Annotated in this window: 17 protein-coding genes; 4 read left to right on the top strand and 13 right to left on the bottom strand. The window is 67.1% G+C overall.

Translation table 11 applies throughout. From position 1 onward, the window contains the following. Positions 1-128 precede the first annotated feature (128 nt). The 3 genes from kdsB to lpxK all read right to left on the bottom strand — a co-directional run bounded on the left by kdsB (position 129) and on the right by lpxK (position 2,238). Entirely contained in the window at positions 129-899 is a 771-nt protein-coding gene (gene kdsB, locus EC845_RS11470) for a 3-deoxy-manno-octulosonate cytidylyltransferase (protein WP_123298240.1), read from the bottom strand. Positions 900-923: 24 nt separating this feature from the next. Continuing rightward, positions 924-1,130, bottom strand: a complete 207-nt coding sequence (locus EC845_RS11475; RefSeq protein WP_123298241.1) for a Trm112 family protein — start codon at positions 1,128-1,130, stop codon at positions 924-926. Between the two features lie 67 nt (positions 1,131-1,197). Continuing rightward, positions 1,198-2,238 carry a tetraacyldisaccharide 4'-kinase gene (gene lpxK / locus EC845_RS11480; protein WP_123298242.1) on the bottom strand — a complete coding sequence of 347 codons (1,041 nt, stop codon included), beginning with the start codon at positions 2,236-2,238 and terminating at the stop codon, positions 1,198-1,200. A gap of 364 nt (positions 2,239-2,602) precedes the next feature. Between lpxK and xseA the strand changes: the two genes are divergently transcribed. Beyond that, positions 2,603-3,940: an exodeoxyribonuclease VII large subunit gene (gene xseA, locus EC845_RS11485; RefSeq protein WP_233598035.1), complete on the top strand. Its 1,338-nt coding sequence runs from the start codon at positions 2,603-2,605 to the stop codon at positions 3,938-3,940. Between the two features lie 30 nt (positions 3,941-3,970). On the opposite strand, the gene EC845_RS11490 is transcribed toward xseA, so the two are convergent. After that, the gene (locus tag EC845_RS11490; RefSeq protein ID WP_123298243.1) at positions 3,971-4,465 is read right to left on the bottom strand and encodes a DUF192 domain-containing protein; all 495 of its coding nucleotides are present in this window, start codon (positions 4,463-4,465) and stop codon (positions 3,971-3,973) included. A 365-nt stretch (positions 4,466-4,830) separates the two neighbouring features. Between EC845_RS11490 and icd the strand changes: the two genes are divergently transcribed. The 3 genes from icd (at position 4,831) to EC845_RS11505 (ending at position 7,253) form a co-directional block, all read left to right on the top strand. Then, positions 4,831-6,087: an NADP-dependent isocitrate dehydrogenase gene (gene icd, locus EC845_RS11495; protein WP_123298244.1), complete on the top strand. Its 1,257-nt coding sequence runs from the start codon at positions 4,831-4,833 to the stop codon at positions 6,085-6,087. Between the two features lie 184 nt (positions 6,088-6,271). Further along, positions 6,272-6,925: an oxygen-insensitive NAD(P)H nitroreductase gene (gene nfsB, locus EC845_RS11500; protein ID WP_123298245.1), complete on the top strand. Its 654-nt coding sequence runs from the start codon at positions 6,272-6,274 to the stop codon at positions 6,923-6,925. Between the two features lie 4 nt (positions 6,926-6,929). Continuing rightward, positions 6,930-7,253 carry a putative quinol monooxygenase gene (locus tag EC845_RS11505; RefSeq protein WP_123298246.1) on the top strand — a complete coding sequence of 108 codons (324 nt, stop codon included), beginning with the start codon at positions 6,930-6,932 and terminating at the stop codon, positions 7,251-7,253. 68 nt (positions 7,254-7,321) lie between these two features. On the opposite strand, the gene EC845_RS11510 is transcribed toward EC845_RS11505, so the two are convergent. The 9 genes from EC845_RS11510 to EC845_RS11550 form a co-directional block, all read right to left on the bottom strand. Then, a complete protein-coding gene (locus EC845_RS11510) occupies positions 7,322-7,546 on the bottom strand; it encodes a hypothetical protein (protein ID WP_123298247.1) in 225 nt (74 codons plus the stop codon). 84 nt (positions 7,547-7,630) lie between these two features. Further along, positions 7,631-7,849: a hypothetical protein gene (locus tag EC845_RS11515; RefSeq protein ID WP_123298248.1), complete on the bottom strand. Its 219-nt coding sequence runs from the start codon at positions 7,847-7,849 to the stop codon at positions 7,631-7,633. Between the two features lie 65 nt (positions 7,850-7,914). After that, positions 7,915-8,349 carry an RcnB family protein gene (locus EC845_RS11520; RefSeq protein WP_158615682.1) on the bottom strand — a complete coding sequence of 145 codons (435 nt, stop codon included), beginning with the start codon at positions 8,347-8,349 and terminating at the stop codon, positions 7,915-7,917. Positions 8,350-8,561: 212 nt separating this feature from the next. Beyond that, positions 8,562-9,140 carry a flavin reductase family protein gene (locus tag EC845_RS11525; RefSeq protein WP_123298250.1) on the bottom strand — a complete coding sequence of 193 codons (579 nt, stop codon included), beginning with the start codon at positions 9,138-9,140 and terminating at the stop codon, positions 8,562-8,564. 33 nt (positions 9,141-9,173) lie between these two features. Continuing rightward, the gene (locus EC845_RS11530; RefSeq protein WP_370451301.1) at positions 9,174-9,521 is read right to left on the bottom strand and encodes a monovalent cation/H(+) antiporter subunit G; all 348 of its coding nucleotides are present in this window, start codon (positions 9,519-9,521) and stop codon (positions 9,174-9,176) included. Then, on the bottom strand, positions 9,518-9,796 hold the full coding sequence (locus tag EC845_RS11535) for a K+/H+ antiporter subunit F (RefSeq protein ID WP_123298457.1): 279 nt from the start codon (positions 9,794-9,796) through the stop codon (positions 9,518-9,520). Before EC845_RS11535 ends, EC845_RS11530 begins: the two co-directional genes overlap by 4 nt. 5 nt (positions 9,797-9,801) lie before the next feature. Continuing rightward, positions 9,802-10,299, bottom strand: coding sequence for a Na+/H+ antiporter subunit E (locus EC845_RS11540; RefSeq protein WP_123298252.1), 498 nt, complete (start codon positions 10,297-10,299; stop codon positions 9,802-9,804). Continuing rightward, the gene (locus tag EC845_RS11545) at positions 10,296-12,053 is read right to left on the bottom strand and encodes a monovalent cation/H+ antiporter subunit D (RefSeq protein WP_123298253.1); all 1,758 of its coding nucleotides are present in this window, start codon (positions 12,051-12,053) and stop codon (positions 10,296-10,298) included. The genes EC845_RS11540 and EC845_RS11545 overlap by 4 nt, the downstream gene beginning before the upstream one ends. Continuing rightward, positions 12,050-12,400, bottom strand: coding sequence for a Na+/H+ antiporter subunit C (locus EC845_RS11550; protein ID WP_123298254.1), 351 nt, complete (start codon positions 12,398-12,400; stop codon positions 12,050-12,052). The genes EC845_RS11545 and EC845_RS11550 overlap by 4 nt, the downstream gene beginning before the upstream one ends. Between the last annotated feature and the right edge of the window lie 2 nt (positions 12,401-12,402).

Consider the following 12,402-nt stretch of genomic DNA (forward strand, 5'->3'; position numbering starts at 1 on the left):
AGCGAGGATTCCGGCGGGGCATATCGAACGGATTTCAGTTCTTACTGAAAAAACGGAAGCATTTTGCCAGAAGTTGCCGCAGGACCTTGCCGAAGACCCGCTGCGGCTCTCCGTGCGGGGCCGGTATCTCAGCCCCGGTTGTCGAAAATGGCGCGGACACGGGCCAGATCCTGCGGGGTGTCGACGCCGGTGCCAGGGGCATCCTGGGTGACATGTACCGCAATGCGATGGCCATGCCACAGCACGCGAAGCTGCTCCAACGATTCGGTGACCTCGAGCGGGGAACGCGCAAGCAGCGGAAATTGCTGCAGGAAGCGGGTGCGATAGCCGTAGATGCCGATGTGGCGCAGCGGATGGTCAGGGCGGCGCGGACCGTTGCCCTCGAACCAGGTCTCGATCGGAAAGTCGCGCGCAAAGGGGATGCCGGCGCGGCTGAAATACAGCGCATGGCTGCCGGCATCGAGCACGACCTTGACGACGTTGGGATTGCCGAATTCCTCGACGCTGGCCAGCGGATGCGCGGCGGTGCTCATCGGGGCGGGCGAACCCGCCAGCGCCTGGGCCACGGCATCGATCAGCGACGGCGCGATCAGCGGCTCGTCGCCCTGCACGTTGACGACGATGTCGTCGGCCCCCAGGCCCAGTGCCACGCTGGCTTCGGCCAGCCGGTCGGTGCCGGAGGGGTGGTCGGCACGCGTGGCCACCGCCTCGACGCCGTGCGCGGCACAGGCGGCGAGCACCGCCTCGCTGTCGGTCGCGACCACGATGCGCGAGGCACCGGATTGCGCGGCTCGCTCGGCCACCCGCACCACCATGGGGATGCCGCCGAGCAGAGCCAGGGGCTTGTCCGGCAGGCGGGTGGAACTCAGGCGTGCGGGGATGATGACGGTGTAGCTCATGGCTGTCTGCGCGGGCCGGACCGATCAGGCCAGTTGGGTGGGGGCGGGCAGTTCGGCGACTTCCTCGTCGCTGAGGGCACGGGCCTCGCTCTCGAGCAGCAACGGGATGCCGTCACGCAGCGGGTAAGCCAGGCGGGCCGAGCGCGATTGCAGTTCCTGGCGCTCGCGGTTGTAGACCAGCGGACCTTTGGTGGCTGGGCAGACGAGCAGATCGAGCAGTTTGGAGTCCATGGCGGCAATACGTTTTCAGAGGCAGATGGGGGCGGGCGGGCACGTTGGCACGGCCGGAGTGCCGATGTTAGCGGATGGGCGGCAGGGCCTTGTCCAGGGCGTCCCAGAATGCGGACGGAATATCCAGCACCATGGGCACCGCCAGCGCGCCGGGCACCACGGGCCACAGCTTGACGGCATCCTTTTCCGTGCACAGCACCGTCAGGCCGTCGCACGACGGCGGCAGGCCACCCGAGAAATCGTCGTGATCGGGCAGCGGAACCTGCGTGCCGATCTGCAGGCCGGCCTGGGCCAGCATGTCGAAAAAAGCCTGGGGGCGCGCGATGCCTGCGACAGCGGCCAGGGGCCGGCCGGCCAGGGCTTGCAGCGCGACCCGTCCGCCGTCGGCCCGCAGGGCGTAGTCGGCCAGCCGGCGCGGGGCATGCCAGCCGGTACCCGCCAGCGAAGGGGCCACGCGCTGGCCGGTGTGCAGCACCAGCCGGGGGCAGACCGGCTCCCGGCGAGGCGGCCAGGGTTCGCGCAGCGGGCCGGCCGGCAGCAGCCAGCCGTTGCCGATGCCGCGTTCGTCGAACACGCAGATCTCCAGGTCGCGCCCCAGGGCGTGGTGCTGGAGGCCGTCGTCGCACACCAGGATGTCGGTGTGCGGATAGGCGGCCAGCAGAGCCTGCCCGGCCTCGGCGCGGCGGCGGCCCACAAACACCGGCACGCCGGACTGGCGTGCGATCAGCAAGGGTTCGTCGCCGACCCAGCGGGCACTGGCATCGGGCGGCACGGCGCGGACATCGGGTTCGCCGGGCGGCGTTTCACGGCCATAACCGCGCGAGATCACGCCCGGCCGCCATCCCCTGGACCGCAGGTGCCGGACCAGCGCCAGCGTCGTGGGTGTCTTGCCGGCCCCGCCCGCGACCACGTTGCCCACCACCACCACCGGCACGGGCAGGCGCTGCGGCACACGCGAGACGCGGTGGCGCAGGCGATCGAGCGCGGCCAGCGCCCCATAGAGCACCGAGAACGGCCACAACAGGCGAGCACGGGCACCACGGGCCAGCCAGTGGTCTGGGGTGGCCGGTGCACGATGGCGTCTGGGTCGGGGCGTGGGCGTCGTCATGGGTTTGCCGGAAGGGCCGGAGGCGGGAAAGGGCGGAGAGTCCAGGGGACGAGTATCGGTCAACTTGTATGATGGTCACGGCTCGCCGGCCGGGCCATGTCATTCATATTTCGTACGTCGATCGCCGAATGTCACCCACAATTTCTGTGGATAACTGTGTGAACAACCACAGGGATAAATCAATTTGGGCCGCATAAATCATGGCCTGTAACGGATTGATGACAAATTGAACAGTATTTTCTTGAATAAAAACAATGATCTTCTACGTAAAGCCGTGCGATTCTGAGCATGCCGCAGGCCACACCTCCGATCGGGCCGCCGGGGCCGGGCTGTGGAAGAGTACCTGTTCGGAAAAGGACATCGTGTGAATGGCTTGACCAACGGTGAAAATCCTGGTTTCGCTGCTGCCGCACCGCGGGTCTGGGGCGTGGGTGCGCTGTGCCGTGCGATCGCCGATGCCTTGTCGGCCCGCTTCAATCCGGTGGCGGTGAGGGGCGAGATCTCGGGCTTCACGCGCGCGGCCAGTGGCCACTGCTACTTCACGCTCAAGGACGAAGGCGGGCAACTGCGCTGCGCCATGTTCCGGCGGGCGGCCGCACTGCTCGACTTCCTCCCGCGCGAGGGCGATCTGGTCGAGATCCGGGGCCGTCTGGCCGTCTACGAGCCCAGGGGCGAATTGCAGATGGTGGTCGAATCCCTGCGCCGTGCCGGCCAGGGCAACCTGTTCGAGCAATTCGTGCGCCTCAAGGCCAGGCTCGAGGAGGAAGGCCTGTTCGATGCCGCACGCAAACGGGCATTGCCCGCGCTGCCGCGTGGCATCGGGGTCGTGACGTCTCTGGGGGCCGCGGCCTGGCACGACGTGGTCACCGCGCTGACGCGCCGCAGCCCGCATATCCCTGTGGTGCTGGCGCCCGCCAGCGTGCAGGGGACCGCTGCGCCCCAGGAACTGGCGCGTGCGCTGCGCGCGCTGGGCGAATTGAGCCTGCGCCATGCGCGGGGCCAGCCGGGGGGCGTTGCACTCGACGTGCTGCTGCTGGTCCGCGGGGGCGGTTCGATGGAAGACCTGTGGGCGTTCAACGACGAAGCGCTGGCCCGTGTCATCGCCGCCAGCCCGGTTCCGGTCGTGAGCGGGGTGGGTCATGAAACGGATTTCACCATCGCCGACTTCGTTGCCGACCTGCGCGCACCGACACCCACTGCGGCCGCCGAACTGTGCGCGCAGCCGCGCAGCCATGGGCTCGACGAACTCGACGGTCTGGCCGAGGCGCTCCAGGATGCCGCCGGGCGCCATCTGGACGTGCAGGCGCAGCGGCTGGATCGTGGCGCCGCGCGCCTCGGACGGCCGTCCGGTCTGGTGGGGCGCCAGCAGGCCGTGCTGGCGACACTCGAACAGCGCATGCGCCATGTCCGCCAAGGGCAGGGCCAGCGCCAGGCCGACAGGCTGCGGGGGCTCGAGGAAAGGCTCGGCCGCGCCGTCGAGCGGCATGGGCAACGCCAGCATGAGCGGGTCGAGCGCATGGCCCTGCGGCTGCAGGCCCTTGACCCGGCGCTGGTGCTGCGGCGCGGTTATGCATGGCTGGAGGACGAACGGGGCCGGGCGATCACCCAGGCGTCGGCCCTGGTGGCGGGCGAAACCGTGCGGGCCACGCTGGCCGACGGGCAGGCCGACCTCGAAGTCCGCGCCGTTCGGCCGCAACGCTGAGCCGGGGGACGGCGTTGCCCGCTGCGCGGCTCAGCGGCGGAACACGTCGCCGCCCAGCACCGTGCCGGCCTGGATGTTCTTTTTGGCAAACCAGCCTTGGTTCATCTCGAGCACATACCGCACCGGCTCGGCCGAGCAGTGGGAATCCAGCGTCTGCGGCTGCATGTCGGCGAGATTGACGATGCGGCCGTCGTCGGCCACGAAGGCGGCCGTCAGCGGCAGCAAGGTGTTCTTCATCCAGAAACACTGGACGCCCGGGCGCTCGAACACAAACAGCATGCCTTCCTGCTGGGGCATCTCCTTGCGGTGCATCAGGCCGATCTCGCGTTGCTCCGGGGTGTAGGCGACCTGGGCCTGGATGCGGTACATGCCGCTCGTCAGCTCGATCCGGGGCAACTGCGTCTGGGGTTGGCCTGTGGGGCTGGCTTGGGCGTGCGCGCCCGAGGCCAGGCCCAGGGCGGCGACCGCCAGCAGGGCAGTGGCTGCCAGGCGCAGGCGGGCGGCGGATTCGACGAAGAGAGTCATGGGCAGGAATGAGGCGTTCATAAACGGGCTTCACGCAGAGGCAATGGCCGCAAGCATAAATCGGCGCGGGCCGGCTTGCCCGGCGCCGGTGTCAGCATCCGGGCGCGTGCCTCGGAAAACAACGCGCATCGGCCGTCGGCGTTCGCCGCCCGGCGTCAGGGAATGCACCCGGCAGTCGGCGGCGGCAGGGCCCGGAACTGCGGTTTGTTAGCGGCTAGAATGGCCTGCGCTCGCTGCGCGTTGCCACAGCCTCGAGAGCCGCGTGCAGGTCCCTGGTCTTGGCCGGCGCGCCGCATCGCCAGCGTTCCCGAGCTCCCGATCGGATCGGCCGTGCGCGCCGGCCCCCACCGCAGATGCCCACATCCATGTCCTACCAACACATCCAGGTTCCGGCCGAAGGCCAGAAGATCACCGTCAACGCGGACCATACGCTCAACGTGCCCGATCAGCCCATCGTGGCCTACATCGAAGGCGACGGCATCGGTCGCGACATCACGCCGGTGATGCTCAAGGTGGTCGACGCGGCCGTGGCCCGTGCCTATGGCGGCGAGCGCAAGATCCACTGGATGGAAGTCTATGCCGGCGAGAAGGCCACGCAGGTCTACGGCGCCGACCAGTGGCTGCCCGCCGAAACGCTGGACGCGGTGCGCGAGCACGTGGTCTCCATCAAGGGGCCGATCACCACGCCGCCCGACAGCGGCATGCGCTCGCTCAACGTCGCCCTGCGCCAGGCGCTCGACCTGTATGCCTGCGTGCGTCCGGTGCAGTATTTCGACGGCGTGCCCTCGCCCTTGAAAGAGCCGCACAAGACCGACATGGTCATCTTCCGCGAGAACTCCGAAGACCTGTACGCCGGCATCGAGTTCGCCGCCGGCTCCGAGCCTGCCCGCAAGCTCATCGAACTGCTGGTGCAGTCGTTCGGTGTCAAGAACATCCGGTTCCCAGACAGTTCGGCCATCGGCATCAAGCCGGTTTCCCGCGAAGGCACCGAGCGGCTGGTGCGCAAGGCCATCCAGTACGCGATCGACCACGACAAGCCCAATGTGACGCTGGTGCACAAGGGCAACATCATGAAGTTCACCGAAGGCGGTTTTCGCGACTGGGGCTACGGTCTCGCGGCGCGCGAATTCGGTGCCGAGCGCATCGACGGCGGTCCGTGGATGCGCCTGCGCCATCCCCGGACCGGACGCGACATCCTGATCAAGGACGTGGTGGCCGATGCCTTCCTGCAGCGCGTGCTGCAGCGTCCCGGCGAATACAGCGTGATCGCCACGCTCAACCTCAACGGCGACTACATTTCCGATGCCGTGGCGGCGCAGGTGGGCGGCGTGGGCATCGCGCCCGGCGCCAACCTGTCGGATACCGTGGCCATGTTCGAGGCCACGCACGGCACGGCACCCAAATACGCGGGCAAGGACTATGTCAACCCGGGCTCGGAGATCCTTTCTGCCGAGATGATGCTGCGCCACATGGGCTGGACCGAGGCGGCCGACCTCATCATCGCTTCGCTGCGTGCAGCCATCCAGAGCAAGAAGGTGACCTATGACTTCGCCCGGCTGATGGACGGCGCGACGCAGGTGAGCTGCTCGGGATTCGGGCAGGTGATGATCGCCAACATGTGATTCGGCCCTGGGGCCGGCTGCATGCCGAGGGGGTCGGTTCGGCCTTGCGGGTGAGGCATGCCGTGCGGGTGCACGCGGTGATTTGATGAAATCCGCTGAAAGTGTTTCTTGTCGGCGCGGCTTTTTCGCGCGGCGGCGTCTCTCTACCATCACAGGCATCTCTTCAACTCAGCGACTGCCTGTCATGGACCTCGTTCCGATTCTTCATTCCCGCTATGCCACCAAGGCCTACGATGCACAGCGCAGCATCGAGCCCGCCGTCATCGAGCAGATCAAGGCCCTGCTGCGCTACGCACCGTCGTCCACCAATGCGCAGCCCTGGCATTTTTTCCTGGCCGGCACGGATGAAGGCAAAGTCAAGGTGGCGCGTTCGACCGACGGTGCCTACGCATTCAACCGCGACAAGGTGCTGCGCGCTTCGCACGTGGTGGTCTTCTGCACGCGCACACAAATGGATGAAGCCCATCTGCAGCGTGTGCTGGCCCAGGAGACGGAAGATGGCCGCCTGACCAGCGACGAGAGCCGCGCCGGCCAGCACAAGGGACGCTCGTTCTTCGTGAACATGCACCGCTATGAACTCAAGGATGCGCAGCATTGGATGGACAAGCAGGTCTATCTGGCTGCAGGCACGCTGTTGCTGGGCGCCGGTGCGCTGGGCGTGGACGCCACGCCGATCGAGGGTTTCGACGCCGCGGTGCTGAACCAGACGCTGGGCCTGCACGAAAAAGGGCTGACGGCCACCCTCATCGTCTCGCTGGGCTACCGCGCCGAGGACGATTTCAATCGCAAGCTGCCCAAGTCACGTCTGCCTCTCGAGGCCGTGCTCACCGAGATCTGACGCCATGCGCACTCAACGCCTTCAACGCAGCGCCACGGGCCCGCTGTTCAAGATCGCCGTGCTCACGGCGGCGGCCGGCCAGCGCGACGCGCTCGCAGCCGCTCTGCAGGCCTTGCTCGAGCCGACCCGGCAGGAGGCCGGTTGCCTGGACTATGTGCTGTTCGAAGCGCAGGATCGTCCAGGCACATTTTTCATGCGGGAGTCGTTCATCAGCCAGGCGGCTTTCGATGCGCATTGCGAAACGGATTATTTTCTGGATTTCAAAGGCCGCTGCCCGCAGTTGCTGGGCGAGCCGCTGAAACTGCTGCCGCTGGTGAAACTGGGCTGATCCGCAGCGCCCAGCGCAAACAGCGCGAACACTGGGGCGTGCGGATCGCGGTTTGAGGTGCGGGTGCCTTACAGGGGCACTTGCACGCCCGCGCCCGCGTTGGGTGGGGGCAGGGTGCGCTCCGTCGTCCTGGCGATGAGGGTGATGGCCCCGATCAGCACCGCCAAGCCCAGCACGATGCCGATGGCATGGCGCTGGGGCCCGCCGACGCCGCGGCCGCCCAGGATCTTGGCTGTGGCGACCCAGGTCAGGAAGGGCGCAAACAAAAACAGAAAGACTTTGAGATATTCCATGCGGCCGCATTATCCTGCCTGCGGCAAGGGGACGAGCCCGATAGGCCGTCCCCGTGCGAGGGCTACTCGGCTCGTGGCCGGGGCTCAGCGGCGCCAGCCACCGTCCTGGCCATAGCCCGGCTGGCTGTCGCCGCCGCGGCCTGGATGGCCCTGGTCGTAGCCGGGGCCGCCACGCCCTCCGCCGCCGCCGCCGTGCCCGCCACCGGGGCCTCCACCGCCGCCCCAGCCGGGAGGCGGGGGCCAGAAGCAGGCCGAGAGGGTCAGCGCCGCCACTGCGGCAGCCAGGATGTGTCTGTATTTCATGGTTTTTTCCTTGAACCGAGGGAGGGAGACAGGCCGCAATGAATGGCACCGGGCCTGGGCGATGTTCAGTGACCCAGCACGATCGAGGTGATGACGCCGGTGGCCATGGCGACCAGCACGTAGTCACCGTTGACGTTGAGCCAATGCTGGCCTCGCGGCGGGCGTTTCAGATGATGGCCGTGCCAGTCCTGCACCACGTATTGTTTGCCGCGGTAGCGGCTGGGCAGGTTCTGGCCACGGCGAAAATCGCCACCGCGGTGGGCGGCATGGGCCGGACGGCCGGCATGCGCAGACGGTCCACGATGTCCGGCCGAGGGTTGGGCGCGATGCGGTTCGGCATGGGGCCGCGAGGCGGCCGGCCTGTCGCCTCCCCGGTGGTCGTCGGGGCGTTGCGGGCCGCCTTGAGCCTGGGCCGAGAGACTGACCGCAGCCAGCACGCCGGCGACCAGCAGACTGCCGGCGCGAGCGGCAAACGAGGGGTGTTTGCGGGGGGTGTTCATGATGCTTGCTCCTTCAGAGCGGCCGGAATCCGACCGTGGCTCAAGCATAAGAATCGGTTCAGGCTACTCGATGTAGGACGAGCCGCTACCCCGGTAAACCATCGGTAAATGATGTCAACGCATCGCAAAGACGGCGCGCTGTCCGGCCATGCCGCCCCGTTGCCCGGGCCCGGCGAGGGGCCGGATGGGGTACGACAGGGCCGAGTGCGGCATCACAGCATGTGGGGCTGGAACATGCCTTTTCGGCTGATCACTTTGCCGGCCACCATGAAGCGGCCATCGCCCTGGTAGTGCAGGGTTTCGGGGTTTTGCGGCGCCTTGGCCGCGCAGGCCCGCACCACTTCGAGAATGAAGAAGCCGTAACGCTCGGCGAGGCTGGCATCGTGCACCCGGCATTCCAGACTGGCGTGGCTTTCGGCAATGCGCGGTGCACGCACCACGCGAGACGGCTCGGGGGTGAGCTTGAAGTGTTCGAACTTGTCGATGTCGGCACCGCTGGTGTTGCCGATGCCGACCACCTTGTCGACCAGGGCCACCGTGGGAATGTTGATCACGCACTCGCCGCTCTCGCGGATCGCCCGGTGGCTGTGGGAGGAGGGCGCGATCACGCAGCCGACCAGCGACGGCGTGAATTCCATGACCATGTGCCAGCCCATGGTCATGATGTTGTCGCGGCCCTCGTGGTGCGAGGACACCAGCACGATGGGACCGGGCTCGAGGTAGCGGCGGGCCTGGGCGACAGGGAAGTCCGGACGGGACTTGATGGCGGCGTTTTTTGCTTTGGCTGACATGGCTGGCGATGGGCGCGCGGGGTGGCTGTGGGATCAGCGGCGGCTCAACGAGGGAGGCACCTTGGCCCCCATCTGGCGTTTGCGGAACAGGGCCGTGCGCATCAGGAAAATGCTGGTGATGGGATTGGTCAGGCCGATGAAACCCGACATGAGGAATGCGAAGGTGGCGATGGTGCCCTGGGCCAGCGAGAAGTACAGCAGCATGGCGAAGACGATGCACCAGTTGCCGTAGGTCGCCCCCAACGCGGGCGCATGCACGCGGCGGAAGAACGAACGCAGCCGCACCAGTCCGAGCGCACCGATGAACGCCAGCAGACTGCCGGCCACCACCAGGATGCCGACGATGGCCTGGACCCAGTCGGGAATGTCGTGTTCCATCATTCGATCACCTCGCCGCGAAGCAGGAATTTGGCCATGGCCGTCGAGGACACGAAACCGAAGATGGCGATCAGCAAGGCGGCCTCGAAATACGCCTTGGTGCCGAAGGTCAGGCCGAACACCTGGATCAGCAGCATGCCGCTGATGTAGACGTTGTCGAGTGCCAGGATGCGATCCTGCGCGGAAGGGCCGCGCATCAGCCGCAGGGCACCCAGCGCCATGGCGCTGACCAGCAGGAACTGGCCGATGGTCAGACACCAGGCCAGGAAAGGCGTCATGTGGTTCATTCGAAGATCTCCATCAGAGGGCGTTCGTAACGGCGTTTGATCATGGCGACGAAATCGTCGGCCTCTTCCTCCTTGAGTTCGAGCACGTGCATCAGCAGGGCGGAACGGTCGAGCGCGATCTCGCCCCAGGCCGTGCCCGGGGTGAGGCACAGCACGATGGACAGCACGGCCAGTGCGTTGGGGTCGCGCACGTCGAGGGGAATGCGCACGAAACGCGAGGGCACGTCGTTGGCGCCCGGGCGCAGGATGAGCCGGGCGACCTTGAGGTTGGAGACCAGGATGTCGTAGTTGACCAGCAGCACCAGCTTGGCGAACAGCCAGGGCTTGCGGATGCGCACGGGCGTGGGCCGCAGGCTGTTGGTGAACAGCGGCACCACCCAGGCCAGCAGCAGCGCCATGAGCAGGTCGCCTGCGCCCAGGGACTGATTGAGCATCAGCCACAGCACGGCAATCACCAGCGACAAAATGGGCGAAGGCAGCAGGCGTTTGATCATCGCAGCACTCCGGGAGCGTTGGCCGCGCCGTCGGGCGCCGGCAGGGTGGGCGACGAGGCCGGCGCATACGTGGGCGCGACCTTGCCGGGCTTGGGTTCCTTGTCGAGCACCGCCGAGATGTACCGGTTGGAATCGTGCAGCGACTGCGCCGTGGCGTAGGTGTAGCGCAGCACCGGGTCGCCCTTCACGGTGAGTGCGATGCAGGCGATCAGCAGCGCGGCGATCGGCAGGCCTTCGGCGAGGCGGACGCGTGGGGTGCCGCGCCCTTCGACGGCCCAGAAGTGCCGGATGCCGGCGCGCGACATGGCAATGAGCGCACACAGGCCCGACAGGATCAGCAGGGCCAGCAGCACCATCGGCAAGGTGATGGTGCCGGTCAGGATGGAGGCGCCTTGCTGCAGGCCGTGCGGGTTGAGCAGGGCCGAGAGCATGGCCACCTTGCCGACAAAACCCGACAGCGGCGGCATGCCCGATACCAGCAGCACGATGCAGATGAAGCCCAGGCCCAGGAAAGCCGTCGCCGCCGGAATGGGACGTCCGATCAGCGCTTCTTCTTCCTCGTCGAGGTTCACGCCTTCCTGCTGTTCGAGGTCGACGTTGAGATACGGCGCGACGTCTTCCTGTTCATAGCCGGCGATGGACGAACCGTCGTTGCGCCAGCGTTCGATCACGTCGGTGATGAGGAAAAACGCACTGGCCGTCAGCGTCGAGCTCAGCAGGTAATAGAGCGCGCCGCCGGTCAGGCCCTCGCGCCCGAAACCGACTGCTGCCAGCAGCGTGCCGGACGACACGATGACCGAATAGCCGGCCATGTTGCCCAGCCGCTGCGAACCGATCATGCCGACGGCGCCGAAGGCGAGCGTGGCCAGGCCGCCGTAGATCATCCAGAGGCCGCCGAAGCCTGCGCTGCCCCCCGCATCGGGCGAGAACATCAGCGTGTACAGGCGCAGCATGGTGTAGATGCCGACCTTGGTCATGATCGCGAACAGCGCGCCGACGGGTGCCGTCGCGTGGCTGTAGCCGGGCACCAGCCAGAAGTTGAGCGGCCACATCGCCGCCTTGGTCAGGAAGGCCACGGCGAGGATGGCGGCCGCGGCATGCAGCACCGGCCGGTCGGCATCGGCCACCAATGCGATCTTGACCGCCATGTCCGCCATGTTGAGCGTGCCGGTCACGCCGTAGAGCATCGACACGCCGATCAGGAAGATGGACGAGGCGATCAGGTTGATGACCACGTAGTGCAGGCCGGCCGAGATCCGCGGGCGCCCGGAGCCGTGCAGCAGCAGCCCGTACGAGGCGGCCAGCATGATCTCGAAGAACACGAAGAGATTGAACAGATCGCCCGTGAGGAAGGCGCCCGACAGGCCCATCAGCTGCAACTGGAACAGCGGATGGAAATGCACGCCTGCGCGGTCCCAGCGGCTGAGCGAGAACACCGCGCTGCACAAGGCGACCGAATACGTCAGCACCAGCATCAAGGCCGACAGCCGGTCGGCCACCAGCACGATGCCGAACGGCGCGCGCCAGTTGCCGGCAAGGTAGACGCCGGCTTCGGACGGTGCGTCGTAGGCGTCGACCCAGGCCATCAGCAGCAGGGCCGAACCCAGGCCCAGCACGATGGCGACGACGTTGACGAGGGCTTTTGTCTTGCGCTGGCTTTCCTTGAACAGCAGCATGATCGCCGCCGCCAGCATGGGCAGGAGAATGGGCGCCACCATGAGGTGGGGCATGAGTCGTTGGGCCAGTTCTGTCATTCGCGGCCCTTGCTTTCCGTGCCGTCGACGTGGTCGGTGCCGGTCAGGCCGCGCGAGGCCAGCAGCACCACCAGGAACAGGGCGGTCATGGCAAAGCCGATCACGATGGCGGTGAGCACCAGCGCCTGGGGCAGCGGATCGGTGTAGTGGGCAAAAGTGGGTGGCGATCCGAGTCGGATGACGGGTTCACGGTCGACATTGAGCCGGCCGGTGCTGAAGATGAACAGGTTGACGGCGTACGAGACCAGCGCCAGACCCATCACGATCTGGAAGGTGCGCGGACGCAGCAGCAGCCACACGCCTGAGCCGGTCATCACGCCGATGGCCAGGGCAATCACGATTTCCATGG

It is taken from the genome of Comamonas sp. BIGb0124 (assembly GCF_003752175.1).
GTDB lineage: Bacteria > Pseudomonadota > Gammaproteobacteria > Burkholderiales > Burkholderiaceae_C > Comamonas_F.